The organism is Oleiphilus sp. HI0067 (genome assembly GCF_001635735.1).
Genome location: NZ_LWFI01001011.1, coordinates 1 through 17798, shown reverse-complemented (window position 1 = coordinate 17798; position 17798 = coordinate 1). Strand labels below are relative to the sequence as shown.

Sequence of the window (17798 nt, the reverse complement as noted above, 5' to 3'; positions counted from 1 at the left end):
GTGCCTTTTAGTTTTTCAACTGTAGGCATTGGGGGTAATCAGGGAGAAATTGAACGATATTCTCGACGCGCCATTTTAGCTCTTCATATGAGCTAGCAGTGACGTTGATATGCCCCAATTTTCTGCCTGCTCTCTCTTCTTTATCGTAGAGATGAACTTGAGCATAAGGAAGCTCAAGAATTTTTCGAATATCTCCTTTGTGGGAGATGAGGTTTATCATGCAGGTTGGTGACAAGGCTTCGGTACTTCCGAGTGGCAGGTCGCATATCGCTCTGATGTGATTCTCGAATTGGCTGCAGTGCGCGCCAAGCATACTCCAATGCCCTGAATTATGAACACGAGGTGCCATTTCGTTTGCAACTAGGCCGTTCGTAGTTTCGAATAGTTCAAGTGTTAATATTCCAACGTGCTCCAATTCTGCAATCAAGTCTTTGATATACAAGTCTGCTTGGCGTTGAATATCTTCATTTACGGAAGGCGCTGGAACGGTAGAGAATCGAAGAATTCCATCGTTGTGTTGGTTCTCTGCTAGTGGATAAATTGCTATCTCGCCCGATGCGCTGCGTGCCGCAATAATCGACAGTTCTCGAGAGAAATTTATAAATTCCTCAGCTATTAACGTGGTTGATCCGATAGCGCTCCAAGCTTTTGGGATATCTTCAGCAGAGCGAAGAATAAACTGCCCTTTTCCATCATAACCTTCTCGCGTCGTTTTGCAGACTAGTGGTAAGCCAAGCTCTTGAACTGCTTCGGAAAGGTCGCTTTCTTTATGAATAATTTTGTATCGAGTTGTTGGAATCGATAATTCATTAAATAAGGCTTTTTCTTTCTCTCTATCTTGGCAAATTTCGATAGATTTTGACGGCGGGTAGAGCGTATGTTCTTTTTCGATATGTTGAGTTAATTCGACCGGTAGGTGCTCGAACTCATAAGTGATGACGTCGCATGCATCTATGAACTCTTGAAGTTCTTGGCTTTTGATAGGCTTGTCTTTAACACTATACGTTGGTTCTAAGCCAACACTTGGGCTTCCACTTGTATCAAAGAAGCGAAATTTCGCCTCAAGAGGAAGACCTGCTAAGGCAAGCATTCTGCCGAGTTGACCAGCGCCAAGAACTCCAATAGATTTCATGATTACCCTCGCGGATCTGATTGAGCGAGTACACTTTCGGTTTGTTGCGTTCTAAATGCAACAAGCTTCTCTTTAACGGCTTGGTCGTTCAGAGCGATGATTTGCCCCGCTAGCAATCCTGCGTTCTTGGCGCCCGGTGTGCCGATGGCAAGTGTCCCGACGGCAATGCCGCCTGGCATTTGAGCGATTGATAGTAGTGAGTCAATGCCATTCAATGCCTTTGATTGAACTGGAACGCCTAAAACTGGGAGTTCAGTTTTTGATGCCACCATACCAGGTAGATGGGCTGCACCACCTGCGCCAGCAATAATGACTTGAATACCACGCTCGGCAGCAGAAGATGCGTAATCAAACAACAGGTCGGGTGTTCTGTGTGCAGACACAACCTGTGTTTCATAGCTCACGCCAAGAGTGTCGAGCATGTTCGCTGCATGCTCCATAGTGGGCCAATCTGATGTTGAGCCCATAATAATACCTACTTTCGCTTGCATGGTTTGACTCCTTAAAAACCGCTGCATTTCAGCTGATGGGGTGGGGTGCTCATCTTATTCATCGAATGAATACCATGCAAATGCTATTTAGAAATACCGATCATCACGATAGAATTTATCCCTAGGACAAGAGTGATAATAAAGAGGTTGTTTATGGATGGGTTAAGGCCTGAGCGCGATGAGTTAGATAGGTTTCAAGAGCGCTCTTCTGGCGTGACTGCTTCGAAAAAGTCAAAGCCAAAGAAAGCTGTCGAAAATGATAAGTCGCAAAAACAAGCTGGGAATTCAGGGCTTCCATTATTTATAGGGTGCTTTGCTCTAACTTTGGTGCTTTTTGCGTTTTTGGGTTGGGCATATTTAGAGCAGAAAAGAACGGTCGATGCGCTGAATAAAGATTTGTCGGAAGCGCTGGCATTCATTAACCAAAGTAAGCTTTCTATGGCGCGATTGGAAGGTGAGCTTAATGAAGCGGGAGCGGAAATTGAGCAAGCTGGTAGTAGTGCAACTAAACAACTTAAATTTTTAGATTCTGAAATGCGTAAGCTTTGGGGCGTTGCAGGAGATAAAAATCGCAAAGCAATTGCTGAAAATAAAGATAGAGTTGATAGCGTGAAGCTACAGCTCAATGCTTTGAAAAACAAAGATCTAAAACCTTTGGAGGCTTCTGTTGCGAAGCAAGAGCAAATGCTCAAGCAGCTAGAAGTTAGATTAGGGAATAATCAGGCGATGGCGGATCAGATTGGCCTGATTAAGAAGCAAAGCGCCAATGTTGCGAGTGAGCTATCGTTGACGCGTGAGTCGCTAGAGCAAAGTGTTGCGGAGTTGGCGCGCAATATAAATTCTCAGCCAAATAACAGTAAGGCCGTGGCTGAAAATACGGAATCTATTGCTTCTATCAACGCAAGTCGACGACAGATCAATGAGAGAATTGTTGGGCTTGAACGCCAATTAAATGAGTTGAAACTAGCCGTGTTGGCAAGCAAATCGCCTAGTACTTCGCAAAATTAATTAGGGCTCATTGGTATACTTCAGGAATGAATTACTTTTACTTGCTATTTCGACTTTGTTTGAGCGCGACGCTTGTGGTCGCGATGCTCGGCGTTTCTAATGTTGCGTTCTCTGATACAACCGCACCTTATTCAAAGCCTTTTCACAAACAGGGTCGTGGTTGGTATCCATCGATTTATTGGTCGACTGGGCGGAATTTCGGTTCGTATTACTTTCCGAATGAAACAGGTCGACCATTTCAAGAATTAAAATCTACCGAATGGGATAGTGAAGTTAACGCACTGATCTACTTTTACCGCCCAAGTAGCCAATGGGCAGATGAAGAGATGGAAGCGCCGAGTTATTACTTGAACGACGAGCTCGTATTTAATCTTCGCTCCGGCAGTTGGACTGTCGTAGAGCTTCCTGCTGGAAGTTACGACTTCGCAGTAAGAAAGAGCTTTTTACCGATGCTTGGCTTCGAGGCTTTCGATGATAAGTTGATGATCGCTTTCGACATGAATTTGCAAGCCGATGTCGGCCTAGAGCTCAATCCTGGTCAAATTTTTTACGTACGACATTCTGAAGTATTCCTACCTCGTGAGTTGCACCCCGATTTAGCGCCGGATGACGAGATGGCATCGGCAGACGTTCAATTGGTTGGCCGTGATCTAGCCATGGAAGAAATGCCGCATACGCGTTATTTGGAACCATCTTTCTGGACGGCTTCTGATGCTGAACAGGCAGAGGAACTCTTGAATGGAACGATGCAAGACTATGGTTGGTTCTCAATTATTTGGCCGTGGTCAAATAACTTCTTATGGGGCTTTCCAATCTGGTATCTGCCAAGTGATATGTATAGAGAGCTGAAAGGGCAAGACACATTGACTCTTGAGCAAGAGCTTTATTTATATCATGAAGATGTCGATGCTTATTTAGCGGAAATAGATCGTCGAAGAACGCCGCAAGTGAATTGGCTTGCTCCGTGGCGCGAGCCTCGCAGAGATCTTTCATTGAATGATGAGTTAACGTTAGAGAGGCTTGAGCGCGCTGCGAAGTCTGGAAATATTGCGCCAGCACCTTATGCTCCGGAGTTCGCGACAGATTCAACGGATTACGAAGAGTTTTTTTGGTTTTGGCCATTTGGCCAAGAGTATCCACTTGTGAAGTCTCTTCCTGTTCCAGGTCGTTCTGAATCAAGCGAGCGTAAGGAAGAGAAAAATAGGATTTTGGCGACCTTAAATTAGTTGTTGATTAATTGTTGAACGACTTTTTTGCCTGTTTTGAGTACGGCTTAAAAACACATAAAGTTTCGATAAAAAATCTCTAAAAAGGTGTTGACAGTTAGGCCTAAATCCTTAGAATGCGCATCTCGATTTGAGCAGGGGTGGTTAGCTCAGCTGGGAGAGCATCGCCCTTACAAGGCGAGGGTCACAGGTTCGATCCCTGTACCACCCACCAAATTACTTAAATCGAAACAGCTTTAAGATGCGGACCGGTAGTTCAGTTGGTTAGAATACCGGCCTGTCACGCCGGGGGTCGCGGGTTCGAGTCCCGTCCGGTCCGCCACTTAAGCTGTCACCCTGATGGGTGGTTAGCTCAGCTGGGAGAGCATCGCCCTTACAAGGCGAGGGTCACAGGTTCGATCCCTGTACCACCCACCAAATCCTAAAGTCGACTCTTTAGGTCTTAGTTTTAAAGATGCGGACCGGTAGTTCAGTTGGTTAGAATACCGGCCTGTCACGCCGGGGGTCGCGGGTTCGAGTCCCGTCCGGTCCGCCACTTTAAATTCCTTATGTCAAAATTCCTTTTTCTTTATGTCTCTTCGGTAAGCGCCTGGACTTATGCCTGTCCAACGTTTGAACGCGCGCTGAAATGATGATGGTGAAGAAAATCCTAGAATAAACGTAATTTCAGTGAAGTTGAGCCCTGTATCTCTCACATAGCTCTGAGCCAAGGCGTTACGTGTATTATCTAATAGTGTTTGATAATGATGACCTTCCTGCGCTAGTTTTCTTCTAAGCGTCCAGCCTGCTAATCCAAGTTTTTTCCCTATCAAGTCAATTTCCGGTGGTTTACCGCTAAGATTTTCAGAGATCAAATCTATGACTTGGTCTGAAATGCTTTTTCCTGATTTCCAAGTCATAAGTTCTTGTTCGCATATAGCCTGCATTTTTGAGAATGTTGGTTGATGGGACTGATTGAGTGCGAATGTCTCGTGTCCTCGCTTAAGGATCAATGCATTTTTTGATTGGCCAAATAAAACGGGGCATTGAAAAAAGTCTTCGAAATCTTCTTTGTATGATGGCAAAGGGTATTCGATCTCAATATGGTGACATTCAGCTTCGGGGCAATGACGTTGAGTGAAAGACCACCATGAGGCGAGCATCGTGTCGACAACAAAATAGTTATACCTATTGTATGGGCTAATGGAATAAAACTGACAATGAAGCCGGCCATCTTTCATAAAATGAGATGACTTTCCCCTAGTGTTGCGACTGTTTAGTAGCTCCATATCAATGATATGTGACAAGGATTGTTGAAGTGTTGGCGCGCAGGCCGCTGTATATCCCGCAAGCCCAATATGGCTATCTAAGGTGTTTCTTCCAAATTCTAAGCCAATTGATGGACTTCGAGTCATGCGAGCGGCTTCTCTCCCTAGTCTCATATACTTAGGAATACTGATTCGTGCGTCTGGTGTGCTGAGGTGTTCATTATTCAGTCCAAATGCCTTTTGCACAGGGAGTGGATCAATATTGTGTTCGGCTAGCGTATTGAGGACGACGCTAGCAAAGTTAACTGTGATATCGCCTAGCGACAGTTTCTGAATAGGAATCATTCTCTTATGTTAGCGTAAATGTTTAATAAAGTGATAAAAATGTTTACTGATGTTATTGATGCGGCCTTGTGTACTCGGTAATTTATTGCCTCGCTCTTATTTGAGTGTTTGTACAATCGCTTTTATAGGCGTGAACGTAAGATAGGTTTTTGGAGAAAATAATGACGCAGCAAGCAGGCCAAAGTTACCCGAATTTATTAGAGCCATTAGATCTTGGCTTTACGACTCTCAAGAATCGTGTGTTGATGGGTTCAATGCATACCGGTCTTGAAGAGTCTCCAAATGGCTTTGAAAAAATGGCCGCATTCTATGCTGAACGTGCTGCAGGTGGTGTTGGCATCATTGTAACGGGCGGTATTGCGCCAAATCCCGAGGGAGCTGTTGGCCCGGGTGCAGGAAAAATGAGTACGCCAGAAGAAGCTGAACACCATAGAGTTGTCACTGAAGCGGTACACAAAGAAGGTGGAAAAATCTGTATGCAGATATTGCATGCAGGGCGTTACGCTTATCACCCTATGCAAGTCGCACCCTCTGCGATTAAAGCGCCGATCAATCCCTTTGTTCCAAAAGAGTTAGATGAAGAGGGTATTGAAGAACAGATTGAAGCGTTTGCGAATAGTGCTGCAATGGCTCAGTTAGCCGGCTACGACGGTGTCGAAGTAATGGGCTCTGAAGGCTACTTTATTAATCAGTTTATCGTTTCTCACACAAACAAGCGTACAGATCGGTGGGGCGGTTCTTACGAAAATCGTATTCGCTTGCCAATCGAAATTGTCCGCCGTGTGCGTGAGCGTGTTGGTGAAGAGTTCATCATTATTTATCGTCTTTCGATGCTTGATCTAATTGAAGACGGAAGCACTTGGGAAGAGGTTGTTCAGTTAGCGAAAGAAATTGAAAAAGCGGGTGCAACGATCATCAATACCGGGATTGGTTGGCACGAGGCGCGAGTTCCAACGATTGCTACGATGGTTCCGCGAGCGGCTTTCACAAAAGTGACGGCGAAGTTGAAAGGCGAGATAGGTATTCCTCTTGTAACGACGAACCGCATCAACACGCCTGACGTTGCGGAAGATGTATTGGCAAATGGTCACGCCGATATGGTGTCTATGGCACGACCTTTCCTTGCGGACTCTGATTTTGTAAATAAATCTGCAGAAGGTAAGGCGAACGAAATCAATACATGTATTGGTTGTAACCAGGCATGCTTAGATCATACCTTCTCAATGAAGTTGACCTCGTGCTTGGTAAACCCTCGCGCATGTCATGAAACAGAGCTTAGCTACGTTAAGACGGCTTCTCCTAAGAAAATTGCCGTGGTTGGTGCAGGTCCAGCTGGCCTTGCAGCTTCTACCGTAGCAGCTGAGCGTGGCCACGATGTGACCTTATTTGATCAAGCGAGCGAAATTGGCGGGCAGTTTAATATCGCTAAATTGATTCCGGGTAAGGAGGAGTTTTACGAAACGCTTCGTTACTTCGGTGAAATGATCAAAAAGCATGGTGTAGATCTTCAGTTGAATACGCGTGTTGAAGTGGAAGATTTAAAAGCGCAAGGCTTTGATGAAGTCATCCTAGCAACAGGCATCAAACCTCGTACTCCTGAGATTCCGGGTGTTGAACACGAGAAGGTAGTGACCTACCTTGAAGCGTTAAAAGGCGCTAAGCCAATTGGTAAAAAAGTTGCTGTTGTTGGTGCGGGCGGTATTGGTTTTGATGTTTCAGAATTCATCACGCACAAAGGCGAGTCGCCAAGCTTGAATATTCCTGCGTTCATGGAGGAATGGGGTGTTGATCTAAATATGGATCATCAGGGTGGCATTAAGGGTGTCCAGCCCGTTCATCCTGAAGTTGAGCGAGAAGTGTATTTGCTTCAACGTAAGTCTTCTAAAGTAGGAAAAAACCTTGGCAAGACAACTGGTTGGATTCATCGTACGTCTTTGAAGCATCGAAATGTTAAGCTGGTTAACTCTGTTAATTACGAAAAGATCGACGATGACGGTTTTCATGTAATGATTGGCACGGAACCTAAAGTGCTTGATGTCGATACCATTATCATTTGTGCAGGCCAAGATCCTTTGCGAGAGCTACAAGATGGTCTGGAATCATCAGGTGTTAACGTGCACCTTATTGGCGGTGCGGATGTTGCTGCTGAACTGGATGCTAAACGCGCAATCAATCAAGGATCTCGTTTAGCGGCTGAGCTATAAGCACGTTTGTGTTGATATGAATATAAAGGGCCTGTTGGCCCTTTTTTTATATTTGTGAATTAAGTCTGTCTGAGCAATAAAAGAAAACAGTGTGCTTCTTCTAGCATCATCTAAACTTTCGGTTAGATAAGTTTAAATTGATGGTGTTTTTGGGGTAATTATGGGGCAGGCAGCCAACGAAGCCGTTTTCTTTATGAAGAACAACTCGGTTTCGCGTCAAATGTTGTTTTCGGAATTCGAAGCATTACTAGATGGTTTAAGTTCGATTCCGGAATATGTGGATGAAGATGCTCATGCTGTGTATACGGTCATTGACGGGTATGGCGATATTGACGCGCTTGTCTTTTTCAAAATTTACTTTGACGAAGAAAGTCATGCAGACACCTCATGGAATCTTCCTGTCGAGAAACTAGCCTCAATTAGCGGTAGTGGCCCAGATCTGGGCGGAGGACCAATTCGCTTAGCTTGTCGTTCTCAGTGTTCGATTAATTGGCACCAAGAGGATCTTTGGGATCCAGATATGAATCCTGGAACGAATGATTTTTTAGCGGTTCGCAAAGCGGTCAATACCAATCGTTTACGATTTAGGTTTCAAGAAAAACCAGAGGGAGAACCTGTTGGCATTCCAACTCTTGGTGCTAGCGATAATGAAGATGATTTACCTGTTTTAGGTGGCTCTGATCAAAGCTCTACAGCGATTGATGCGGATGCAGATAAACGAGTTAAGTTAGCGCGTATTCTGAAAGAGCAGCGCTTACGGATTCGTACCCTAGAAAAGCACAAGGAACGATCAAACTCTGAAATTGATCGTGAACAGCGCATTATTGTTCATGCATATAAAAATGAAATTCAATCCCTCAAACAAAATCTCGAGCAGCTCAAGGTAAGTAACGAACGCTTGCAAGAAAAGTTAAGTTCTCGAAATGAGCAGTATATTGATCTGCAAGATAAAGTGAGTGGCCAAACTCAGGTGGTAGAAGAGCTTCAAGAGAAGCTTAAAAATGCGAGCTCTGAAGAGAAAGATGCGCTAGAGAAGCAGAAACTAGAAGCTGAAATCGTTTTGTTGCGAGAGCAATTAGATCGTAGAGACTTGGATTTAGCATACCGCGATGAGCGGGAAGATTTACTTCGCGCAGAATTGGAAGAGCTTAAAGAGACAATGTCTGATGGTTTGGGCTCGAATGATTTGGTTGAAAAGCTAAAAGAGATGGAAGTTGTTTATGTGGCGTATCACGCGGGTGTGGGTCATATATCAATGACATCGATTGACATACTTCGTTATGCCGAGAACCCAATGGCATTCGTGGCTGAAAAAGCAAAAGTCAGCGAGAAGGTTTACCGTGCTTGGTTAGCGCATTTTGAAAGCCCGTTGTGTCAGGAACCCCATGATGACGGTACTTTGTGCCATAACAAAGTGCGTGTTTGTGATAACCCTACTGATTTTGAAGTAGGTATTAGTGATCGTTGCGATCTGCATCGTATGGATATTTGATATGCAGGGTCTAAACGGGGAAGTCACTTTCCATGAGATGGCGCAAGATTTTGAGCATCCTCTGGAAATTTCTTCGTATGACTTGTCAGGTATAGTTGATCGCTATTTTGATACTAGTCGGTATCGTGAGCTCAGAGTGGATGTACTGCGGCTTGATAAAGTGCATCCATTTATCTCAGGAAATAAATGGTTTAAGTTAAAGCACTATTTGCTCTCTGCATCGCAGCAGAATATTTCTCATCTCGTCAGTTTTGGCGGCCCCTTTTCCAATCATCTTCACGCACTTGCCTATGCAGGTTATTTATTTGGTTTTCGCACGACTGGCATCGTAAGAGGGCATGCTCCGGTTTCCGATAAATTATCACCGACACTACAAGATTGTCTTAAGTGGGGGATGAGTTTGGAGTGGATGGATAGGCAAGATTATCGTCGTCATGCTGAAGTACCTGGTTTGGAACATGTTCAGGCGCTGTTTCCTCCCTCCCTTGTGATTCCTGAAGGTGGTGAAGGGGTTGATGGGGTAAAGGGTGTGGCGTCCCTATTTCAAACGCTTGATCTAGATCGATACGATCTAATTTTAACGCCGGTTGGTTCGGGTACAACGTTAGCGGGCCTGCATAATGGAGTGGGTGACTCTGCAAGGGTTGTAGGTGTGTCAGCATTGAAGGGGGCAGAGGATCTGTCGCAACGGGCTGCCAAATACATTCCAGGTAAGAGTCCCGAGCAGGTTGAAATTTGGCATGATTATCACCATGGTGGCTTTGCTAAAATGTCGCCGCTTTTAAGAAACTTCATTTCTAGTGTTCAATCAGAATACGGCCTGATGTTAGATCCGGTATATACCAGCAAAGCGCTATATGCTTTAGTGCATCAGTTTGCGCATCATAAGTTGGGTGAGTCAGTAAATGCTATGTTGCTTCATACTGGTGGGCTTCAAGGTTGGAGAGGGTTTCGATCTTCCTGAATTTGTTCGTAGCCTTTGTTTAACCATGTGCCGTGCACCACGAATAAAAGCTTGGCTTGTTTTGATTTTTTGTCAGTAGCTAAAACTAAAATAGCCCGCCCTTCTTTCTCTACATCTTGCTCTATTGATTCTTGCAGCTCTGATAAGTTGAGCGCGTCGTTTTGCTCTACCTGAATGTCGAGCCATTGCTTCTTTTTTAAGACAAAAAATGTGTCAGCCCAAGGATGTAATGCATACCAATCCTGAAACTCTGATACATGAACCCATACGCTATGCTGGTAGGCGTCTTCGTTTACATCTTCAAGGCTCATTTGATCTCTTAATACAGAGTTGAATGGTAGAAATAACCTGCCGCGAATAATACATTCCGTGGAAAACGGCGGTGCACCAAAGTGCTCTAGGCTAGAGAATGTTTCTTGGTGTTCGCTGAGTCTCAGTTGGTGTTCATTAAGATGTCGCAGTTTTATATCGAGCCGATCAATTTGGTTTGGGCCGACCCAATATGTTTGAGTAGATGAACCGGAAGAGTACGGCACGCCGAGATAGAACTTAATAGCGAGCTCTTGGTGAATAATTTGTTCAGTGTGTTTGTCGTGTACTAGAAAATCAAACTCGCCAAGTGTCACGCCGTCGACATTGATTTGAAGGTTTTTGGCCAGTAGTTCATATCGTTCACTGTATTCTAGGTAGCATTGCCAGAGCGACTCTACATGAGGGCCTAGAAAGTGACTGTTACTGTTCTGAAGTATTTCCTCGAGTTGCGGTCTAAGGCGCTGCTCATTAAGTTTGTCATCGAAAGATGCGCAGGTCTTATGCAATGCCGCAATGGTCTGAACATCGATGTTTACGATGTCTTTCTGCGCGATAAGCCAGTTCAAATTATTTAGCGCGAGCTTGATGTGATCTATTGAAGAATAAGATTTGTATTGCAGCTTAGAAACCATTTGTAATGCAATTTTCTGATACTATTGTCGTAAGTCTAAATTGCTTCGGTTAAAAAATCCCACAGCTAGAGCAAAAAAATCTCTTTAAGTGCTTCTTTGGAGTCACCCTTTTTTATGGAAAATTTTACGCATATTGGTTTGATTGGCCGCCTCGGTAGTGCAACGGTCATAGAAACGTTGCGCCGTTTGAAACGCTACCTCGTGTCAGAGGGGTACCATATTATTCTTGAGGAGCAAGTGGCTGAATTAATGCCAGGTCATGGTTTGCAGGTATCTAGCGTAAAGATGATGGGTGAGGTGTGCGACCTTGTTATTGTAATTGGTGGCGACGGAAGCCTATTAGGAGCAGCTCGGGAACTCGCTAAATCAAACGTTCCTTTATTAGGAGTGAATCGTGGGCGATTAGGTTTTCTTACGGATATTTCTCCTGAACAAATTGAAGATGGAGTCGATGCCGTTTTAGAAGGTGACTATGTCGAAGAAAAACGCTTTTTACTTGATGTATTGGTGCGCCGAAATGGTGAGCCGGTCGGTTACGGTTCAGGTTTGAATGACATTGTTCTGCATCCTGGTAAATCGACACGAATGATCGGCTTTGATCTCTTTGTTGAGGGACAATTCGTATATAGCCAGCGCTCTGATGGTTTGATTGTCAGTACCCCAACAGGATCAACCGCATATTCTTTGTCTGCAGGTGGCCCTCTTCTCCATCCCAAGTTAGATGCAATTGCTCTTGTTCCAATGTTCCCTCATACGCTGAGTAGCAGACCTATTGTGGTAGACGGGAAAAGTGAAATAAAGATTGTGATTGGTGAAGCGAACGAGATATATCCACAAGTAAGTTGTGATGGCCAGTATCACATTCCTGTAGCGCCAGGTGACACAGTTAGTATCACCAAAAAACCTTACTTAGTAAGATTGATTCATCCAACCTCGCACAATTTCTATGAAACGTGTCGTAAGAAGCTAGGTTGGGCTCATAACTTAATTGAGAGTTAAGTGACGTAGTATGAGTGAACATGTTCAAGGTTATGACCTGATCGGTGACGTTCATGGATGCGCCCAAACGCTAGAAAAGCTGCTGCTTAAAATGGGCTATCAACATGAAAACGGATGTTTTCGCCATGATAGTCGAAAGGTCATTTTTGTTGGTGATATTGTCGACAGAGGTCCTCGTATTCGCGAGGCTCTTCATATCGTTAAAAACATGGTGGATGCTGGCCAGGCTGAAATTGTGTTGGGTAATCATGAATATAATGCGATGTGTTATTGCACGCGTGGTCGCGATGCCGAAGATCATTTGTTCTTGCGTGAGCATAACGCGCGTAATCATCGCCAAATACGCGAAACGCTGGAGCAGTTTGAACCATACCCCGAAGAATGGCAGATGTTCCTGTCATGGTTTCATACGATCCCCTTGTATCTCGACAAGGGCCATTTTCGAGTCGTGCATGCTTGTTGGGATCGCCATGCTATCGAACATTTTAATACGATGAGTCCTTCTCGTAGCTTGTCGATGGATATGTTGTATGAGTCTGCTCGCGATGGAACCTTTCTAGAAAAAATGGTCGATCGCATGACGCGAGGCACATCATTAAAGCTTCCTGATGGGGAGAGCATCGTTAGTAAGGATGGGTATATCCGCAATATGTTCCGGACTAAGTTTTGGAACGATGACCCTAAAACCTATTCAGATGTTGTATTTCAGCCTGACCCATTGCCTGATGGATTGCTGGATCGAAAACTCTCTGAGCAAGAGTTAGATCATTTGATGTATTACGGCAAAGACGAGGTGCCAGTATTTGTTGGTCACTATTGGATGTCGGGAGCCCCCGCTCCTATCACGCCAAATGTTGCTTGCCTGGACTATAGTGCCGTGAAATACGGAAAATTAGTCGCTTATCGTATGGATGATGAAATGGCACTAGATGCTAATAAATTTGTCTGGGTAGATGTCACGCCATCATGAATGAAGTAGCACGCGTATCGATCGATAAAAATCTACAGCCTTTTTCAGAATGGTTACGTCGCCAGGGCGTTGAGCACCGAATCTCTGAGCTAGGTGGAGAGTTAGTGCTAGAACTTCAGCGCTTAGAGAATAAGGATCAAGTTCTAGAGGCTTTGAATTCGTACTTGGAGCATCCTGAATTAGAGCAGCAGTTATCTGCTGCGAATGCGGCCTCGTCACCTTTAAAGGTGCGTTTCTCTGCTGGGTATGATCGTGTAACACCGCAACAGGCTCCACTCGTTTTTATAGTCATTTCTCTTTGTGTGCTCGTTGCTTGGTTAACGGATCTTGGTGGAGGTGGTGAAGTCTTAAGAGCTCTACTGATCGTCAATCCTTTCGATATTTCGATGAACTTGAATTCTATTGAGGGGCGTTGGTCTGCATTGGTCGAAACCATGCAGTCTGGAGAGATATGGCGTTTATTCTCGCCAGATATGCTTCATTTTAGTCTCTTGCACATTGTTTTTAACTTGTTGATGTTTTGGATTCTAGGCGGGCAGCTTGAGTATCGAAAAGGTGCGCTCGCATTATTTGTGTTGATCGTTGTTGTCTCTGTCATATCGAATGTCGCGCAACTTTTAGATGGCGGCTATTTGTTTGGGGGATTGTCGGGTGTTGTGTACGGCTTGTTTGGCTATACCCGAGTTTGGTCGCATTATGATCGTCGCGTTTTCATGCCGGATGGATTATTTAAGTTTGCGTTGGTCTGGTTGGTAATTGGTTATACGCCACTAACAGAATGGATTGGCTTAGGGGCTATGGCTAATTCAGCGCATTTGTACGGATTGTTAAGTGGCCTTGTTTTAGGTTGGCTTGTGTTTGGTTTAACGGCTAAGCGCAATAGCGCGCCATGAAAATGGTCTAGGGGGAGATATATGAATTTTGAAGATGCTGCAAAGCAGCTAGACCCAGAGTTGTATGAAAGATTTAAAAAGGCACTGGAATTAGGAAAGTGGCCCGACGGCCGAACGTTGACGAAAGAGCAAAAAGAAATCTGCTTACAAACAGTGATCGTTTACGAAGACGCTCACGATATTCCTGAGAAAGATCGTGTTGGGTATGTGGATACCACGAAGAAAAAGAAAAAAGGTGATGATCCATCTGATGAAGTGCCTTTGCGTGTGTTGCACTAGAGCAGAATTAATAAAAATATAAGAGGTTATTTTGGAATTATTAGCGCGTGGTCGTTTGCAGAAAATGGCAGTCGATCATCAGACGCCAATCGCTTATCAACTTCATGTAGGTGATTCGGCCTTAAATATGTCTGAGTATCTGGGTAAGCCAATGAAGTTTGTATTTGAACAAGAGATTCGTTGTTCAAATTGCCAGAGAGTCACAAAGAAAAGTTTTAATCAAGGCTTTTGCTATCCGTGTTTTCAAAAGCTTGCGAGCTGCGATAAATGCATCATGAGTCCTGAATTGTGTCATTACGAAGAAGGGACGTGTCGCGAGCCAAGATGGGGTGAAATGCATTGTTTGCAACCGCATGTCGTATATTTGGCTAACTCGAGTGGTCTAAAAGTAGGTATAACGCGAGGCACACAAGTTCCCACGCGCTGGATCGATCAAGGCGCAATTCAAGCATTGCCTATCGCGCAGGTTTCTAGCCGTAAGCTTTCTGGTTTAATTGAAAATAAGCTAAGAGAGTGGGTAGGGGATAGGACTAATTGGCGCAAAATGCTTAAGCATGATGTAGAGGTAATGGATCTCGCTGCAGAGCGTGAACGTTTGTTTGCAGAGGTTGGCGACTACCTGTCTGAGCTGAAGCAAGACTATCCAGATGAGCACATAGAATGGCTTATAAGCGGCAATGAATATTCATTTGAATACCCTCATTTGGCTTGGCCTGAAAAAGCGAAAACATACAATTTGGATAAGACGCCAGAGATTGAAGACACATTGATGGCAATAAAAGGGCAGTATCTAATTTTCGAACAAGCTTGTTTAAATATTCGAAAATATGGCTCGTATGAAGTTTCAATTTATGCCTAAGCAATTATGCATAGCGAGGGCTCTAGGAATACAAAGATGAAAGACGCAGCAGCAAACATCACATATCTAAAAGACTATCAAAAACCGAACTTCCTCGTAGAGAGTATTTCTTTGAGCTTTAAGCTATTCGAGGACGGCGCTGAAGTAACGAATCTTATGCACGTTGTTAAAGATTTGGATTCCGAGTCGACAGAGTTGGCGTTGGACGGCGAAGAATTAGAATTGCGCTCGGTCAGTATTGATGGAGCTCTATTAAATAGTGATCGTTACTTGGTGACAGAGTCCGGTCTAAGCATCTCAGATATGCCGGCAGACTGTCAGTTAGAAATCGTGACGTGGATTAAGCCTCAAGAGAACAAGCGATTAGAAGGACTCTACAAGTCATCGACAATGTTCTGTACCCAATGTGAAGCCGAGGGTTTTCGACGCATTACTTACTATCTCGACCGTCCTGATGTCTTAACGATCTTTACGACAAGAATCGAGGCAGATAAATCCTTGTATCCAAATTTGCTATCGAATGGCAATTTGATTGAATCAGGCGAATTGGATGGAGGACGTCATTTTGCGGTTTGGAATGACCCCTTCCCGAAGCCGTGTTATTTGTTTGCACTCGTAGCGGGTAATTTGCATTGTCAAAAAGATACCTTCACGACAATGAGTGGTCGAGAGGTGCGTCTCGAAATTTTTGTCGAACACAAAAACTCAACTAAGTGTGATTATGCCCTTGATGCTTTGAAACGCTCTATGAAGTGGGATGAAGAGGTCTATGGTCGTGAGTATGACCTCGATATTTTCATGATTGTCGCGGTCGATGACTTCAATATGGGGGCCATGGAAAACAAGGGCTTGAACATTTTTAATTCTTCTTGTGTTCTAGCAAAACCCGATACCACGACAGATGCTTCATATCAGCGTATTGAAGCGATCGTTGCGCATGAGTATTTCCATAATTGGTCGGGTAACCGGGTCACGTGTCGAGACTGGTTCCAGCTAAGCTTAAAAGAAGGATTTACGGTTTTTCGTGATGCAGAGTTTTCTGCTGATATGAATTCACGTGTTGTAAAACGTGTCGAAGACGTTGCTTTACTCCGCACTGCGCAGTTTGCCGAAGACGCTGGCCCTATGTCGCACCCTGTACGTCCTGCCTCGTATATGGAGATCTCTAATTTCTATACCTTAACCGTGTATGAAAAAGGCGCAGAAGTTGTGCGTATGCTCCATACCTTGTTAGGCGCTGAACTGTTCCGCAAGGGATCTGACTTATACTTTGATCGCCATGATGGGCAAGCCGCAACGACGGATGATTTTGTTGCAGCAATGCAAGAAGTCTCAGGAAAAGATCTGAGTCAATTTAAGCGTTGGTATACGCAAAGTGGAACGCCAAGAGTAAACGTCTCGAGTGAGTTTGATGCGCAAGCGCAAACTTACATATTGCACTTTGAGCAATCATGTCCGCCCACGCCTCAGCAGGAAGTCAAAGAGCCGTTCGTTATCCCGATTGAGCTAGCCTTACTTAATGGGGATGGTGGCGAACAAGCGTTGTCTGCATTTGGTGGTCAAAAAAGCGCAGTTTTTGAGTTGACCGAGAAAACACAAAGCATTGTTTTGGAAGGCATTCCAGAAGAACCCATTCCGTCGTTGTTGCGCGGCTTCTCTGCCCCAGTAAAACTAAATTATAACTACACACAACATCAGCTTTTGTTTTTGATGGCGAATGATTCAGACGGTTTTAACCGCTGGGATGCTGCGCAAAGCCTAGCATTGCTTGAATTGAATGCCATGATCTCAACGGTGAAGAACGGTGGTAATGCTCAGCTCTCTAGTGCCTATGTCGGCGCGATTCGAAGCATCATTAGCAACGAGTCATTAGACAAAGCGATGGTCAGCAAACTGTTGCAACTGCCAAGTGCTGCTTATCTGATTGAGCTAGCAGAAGAAGCTGATGTGGATGCTATTTGTACTGCGCGAAATCTCGCTCGTAAGCAATTAGCGTTCGATTTACAGAAGGAACTGGTTGCATGTTATCAGCGTAATCAGGGGTGCGAGAAAGGCCTAAGTTACGCTGAAATGTCTGTTCGAGGGCTTCGAAATACTTGTTTAGCACTGTTGTCAGCCAATGCGAATGATGAATTCATGAGCCTTTGTCGCAAGCAGTTTGTTAATGCTCAGAATATGACAGACCAAGTTGGAGCATTGTCTGCCATGATTGCCTCGGGCAACAAGCAAGATGCCGATGACTTATTGGCACGTTTTTATGATCAGTGGAAAGAAGATGCTCAGGTTATGGAGTTATGGTTCTCTGTGCAATCGTCAGCGTCTTCATATGCTGATTTAACACACATTCAATCGTTGATGGAGCATCCTGATTTTGATTTCTTGAATCCAAATAAACTGCGTTCGGTTGTAGGTGTTTTTGCAAATCAGAATTTAGAGAATTTCCATAAGTTAGATGGTTCAGCTTATGCCTTCTTGGCAGACCAAATCATAAAGTTGGACGATCTAAATCCTCAAATCGCCTCGCGATTAGCCACGCCGTTGACGCGTTGGAAAAAATATAATCCTGCACGCCAAGCATTGTTACGAAGTCAGTTAACGCGAATTCAAGGCAAGTCGAATCTTTCTAAAGATCTTAGAGAGGTGGTTGATAAGAGTCTCGTATCATAAACGCATATCTCATTTTTAACGGAAAGCATGCATGGCATGCTTTCCGTATTTGCTCAAATCTTACGTTAAAACATAGGC

Annotated in this window: 15 protein-coding genes and 4 tRNA genes; 15 read left to right on the top strand and 4 right to left on the bottom strand. The window is 44.3% G+C overall.

Annotated features, from left to right (window positions below):
- Window positions 1-7 precede the first annotated feature (7 nt).
- Together A3739_RS13490 and purE are read right to left on the bottom strand one after the other, a co-directional pair.
- Entirely contained in the window at window positions 8-1132 is a 1125-nt protein-coding gene (locus A3739_RS13490) for a 5-(carboxyamino)imidazole ribonucleotide synthase (RefSeq protein WP_068477325.1), read from the bottom strand.
- A gap of 2 nt (window positions 1133-1134) precedes the next feature.
- Entirely contained in the window at window positions 1135-1623 is a 489-nt protein-coding gene (gene purE / locus A3739_RS13485; RefSeq protein WP_068476054.1) for a 5-(carboxyamino)imidazole ribonucleotide mutase, read from the bottom strand.
- A gap of 153 nt (window positions 1624-1776) precedes the next feature.
- Between purE and A3739_RS13480 the strand changes: the two genes are divergently transcribed.
- From A3739_RS13480 to A3739_RS13455, 6 genes are all read left to right on the top strand, one after another.
- A complete protein-coding gene (locus A3739_RS13480) occupies window positions 1777-2631 on the top strand; it encodes a hypothetical protein (RefSeq protein WP_068477323.1) in 855 nt (284 codons plus the stop codon).
- A 59-nt stretch (window positions 2632-2690) separates the two neighbouring features.
- Window positions 2691-3857 (top strand): DUF2846 domain-containing protein, encoded by a 1167-nt coding sequence (locus A3739_RS13475; protein WP_197472313.1) that lies wholly within the window; start codon window positions 2691-2693, stop codon window positions 3855-3857.
- 138 nt (window positions 3858-3995) lie between these two features.
- Window positions 3996-4071 (top strand) — tRNA-Val (locus A3739_RS13470).
- Window positions 4072-4102: 31 nt separating this feature from the next.
- Window positions 4103-4179, top strand: a tRNA-Asp gene (locus A3739_RS13465).
- A gap of 19 nt (window positions 4180-4198) precedes the next feature.
- Window positions 4199-4274: transfer RNA gene (locus tag A3739_RS13460), tRNA-Val, on the top strand.
- 41 nt (window positions 4275-4315) lie between these two features.
- Window positions 4316-4392: transfer RNA gene (locus A3739_RS13455), tRNA-Asp, on the top strand.
- 16 nt (window positions 4393-4408) lie between these two features.
- Here the strand turns inward: A3739_RS13455 and A3739_RS13450 are convergent.
- Entirely contained in the window at window positions 4409-5449 is a 1041-nt protein-coding gene (locus A3739_RS13450; RefSeq protein WP_068477319.1) for an AraC family transcriptional regulator, read from the bottom strand.
- Between the two features lie 161 nt (window positions 5450-5610).
- Here A3739_RS13450 and A3739_RS13445 point away from each other — a divergent pair, with 161 nt between their 5' ends.
- The 3 genes from A3739_RS13445 to A3739_RS13435 all read left to right on the top strand — a co-directional run bounded on the left by A3739_RS13445 (window position 5611) and on the right by A3739_RS13435 (window position 10109).
- A complete protein-coding gene (locus A3739_RS13445; RefSeq protein WP_068477317.1) occupies window positions 5611-7653 on the top strand; it encodes an NADPH-dependent 2,4-dienoyl-CoA reductase in 2043 nt (680 codons plus the stop codon).
- Window positions 7654-7813: 160 nt separating this feature from the next.
- Window positions 7814-9145, top strand: coding sequence for a hypothetical protein (locus tag A3739_RS13440; protein ID WP_068477315.1), 1332 nt, complete (start codon window positions 7814-7816; stop codon window positions 9143-9145).
- 1 nt (window position 9146) lies between these two features.
- Window positions 9147-10109 (top strand): 1-aminocyclopropane-1-carboxylate deaminase/D-cysteine desulfhydrase, encoded by a 963-nt coding sequence (locus A3739_RS13435; protein ID WP_068500224.1) that lies wholly within the window; start codon window positions 9147-9149, stop codon window positions 10107-10109.
- Here A3739_RS13435 and A3739_RS13430 read toward each other — a convergent pair.
- Window positions 10079-11053 (bottom strand): DUF1853 family protein, encoded by a 975-nt coding sequence (locus A3739_RS13430; RefSeq protein WP_068477312.1) that lies wholly within the window; start codon window positions 11051-11053, stop codon window positions 10079-10081. The two genes, A3739_RS13435 and A3739_RS13430, sit on opposite strands and share 31 nt — an antisense overlap.
- 114 nt (window positions 11054-11167) lie before the next feature.
- Here A3739_RS13430 and A3739_RS13425 point away from each other — a divergent pair, with 114 nt between their 5' ends.
- From A3739_RS13425 to pepN, 6 genes are read left to right on the top strand one after another with little or no spacing between them, the layout of a single operon-like run.
- The gene (locus A3739_RS13425; RefSeq protein WP_068477310.1) at window positions 11168-12052 is read left to right on the top strand and encodes an NAD(+) kinase; all 885 of its coding nucleotides are present in this window, start codon (window positions 11168-11170) and stop codon (window positions 12050-12052) included.
- 10 nt (window positions 12053-12062) lie between these two features.
- Window positions 12063-13022 (top strand): metallophosphoesterase, encoded by a 960-nt coding sequence (locus A3739_RS13420; protein WP_068477308.1) that lies wholly within the window; start codon window positions 12063-12065, stop codon window positions 13020-13022.
- On the top strand, window positions 13019-13915 hold the full coding sequence (locus A3739_RS13415; protein ID WP_068477306.1) for a rhomboid family intramembrane serine protease: 897 nt from the start codon (window positions 13019-13021) through the stop codon (window positions 13913-13915). The genes A3739_RS13420 and A3739_RS13415 overlap by 4 nt, the downstream gene beginning before the upstream one ends.
- A gap of 21 nt (window positions 13916-13936) precedes the next feature.
- The gene (locus A3739_RS13410) at window positions 13937-14194 is read left to right on the top strand and encodes a YeaC family protein (RefSeq protein WP_068477304.1); all 258 of its coding nucleotides are present in this window, start codon (window positions 13937-13939) and stop codon (window positions 14192-14194) included.
- A gap of 31 nt (window positions 14195-14225) precedes the next feature.
- Window positions 14226-15053 carry a DUF2797 domain-containing protein gene (locus A3739_RS13405; RefSeq protein WP_231876486.1) on the top strand — a complete coding sequence of 276 codons (828 nt, stop codon included), beginning with the start codon at window positions 14226-14228 and terminating at the stop codon, window positions 15051-15053.
- Between the two features lie 36 nt (window positions 15054-15089).
- Complete coding sequence (pepN, locus tag A3739_RS13400; protein ID WP_068477300.1) at window positions 15090-17720, top strand: aminopeptidase N; 2631 nt, start codon at window positions 15090-15092, stop codon at window positions 17718-17720.
- Window positions 17721-17798: the final 78 nt, after the last annotated feature.

What these genes read in the sequence shown, in the direction of transcription:
- A3739_RS13450 (WP_068477319.1), bottom strand. Translation starts at nt 5,449, where the DNA reads ATGATTCCTATTCAGAAACTGTCGCTAGGCGATATCACAGTTAACTTT.
- A3739_RS13445 (WP_068477317.1), top strand. Translation starts at nt 5,611, where the DNA reads ATGACGCAGCAAGCAGGCCAAAGTTACCCGAATTTATTAGAGCCATTA.
- pepN (WP_068477300.1), top strand. Translation starts at nt 15,090, where the DNA reads ATGAAAGACGCAGCAGCAAACATCACATATCTAAAAGACTATCAAAAA.
- A3739_RS13420 (WP_068477308.1), top strand. Translation starts at nt 12,063, where the DNA reads ATGAGTGAACATGTTCAAGGTTATGACCTGATCGGTGACGTTCATGGA.
- A3739_RS13430 (WP_068477312.1), bottom strand. Translation starts at nt 11,053, where the DNA reads ATGGTTTCTAAGCTGCAATACAAATCTTATTCTTCAATAGATCACATC.
- A3739_RS13490 (WP_068477325.1), bottom strand. Translation starts at nt 1,132, where the DNA reads ATGAAATCTATTGGAGTTCTTGGCGCTGGTCAACTCGGCAGAATGCTT.
- purE (WP_068476054.1), bottom strand. Translation starts at nt 1,623, where the DNA reads ATGCAAGCGAAAGTAGGTATTATTATGGGCTCAACATCAGATTGGCCC.
- A3739_RS13440 (WP_068477315.1), top strand. Translation starts at nt 7,814, where the DNA reads ATGGGGCAGGCAGCCAACGAAGCCGTTTTCTTTATGAAGAACAACTCG.
- A3739_RS13425 (WP_068477310.1), top strand. Translation starts at nt 11,168, where the DNA reads ATGGAAAATTTTACGCATATTGGTTTGATTGGCCGCCTCGGTAGTGCA.
- A3739_RS13480 (WP_068477323.1), top strand. Translation starts at nt 1,777, where the DNA reads ATGGATGGGTTAAGGCCTGAGCGCGATGAGTTAGATAGGTTTCAAGAG.
- A3739_RS13410 (WP_068477304.1), top strand. Translation starts at nt 13,937, where the DNA reads ATGAATTTTGAAGATGCTGCAAAGCAGCTAGACCCAGAGTTGTATGAA.
- A3739_RS13415 (WP_068477306.1), top strand. Translation starts at nt 13,019, where the DNA reads ATGAATGAAGTAGCACGCGTATCGATCGATAAAAATCTACAGCCTTTT.
- A3739_RS13435 (WP_068500224.1), top strand. Translation starts at nt 9,147, where the DNA reads ATGCAGGGTCTAAACGGGGAAGTCACTTTCCATGAGATGGCGCAAGAT.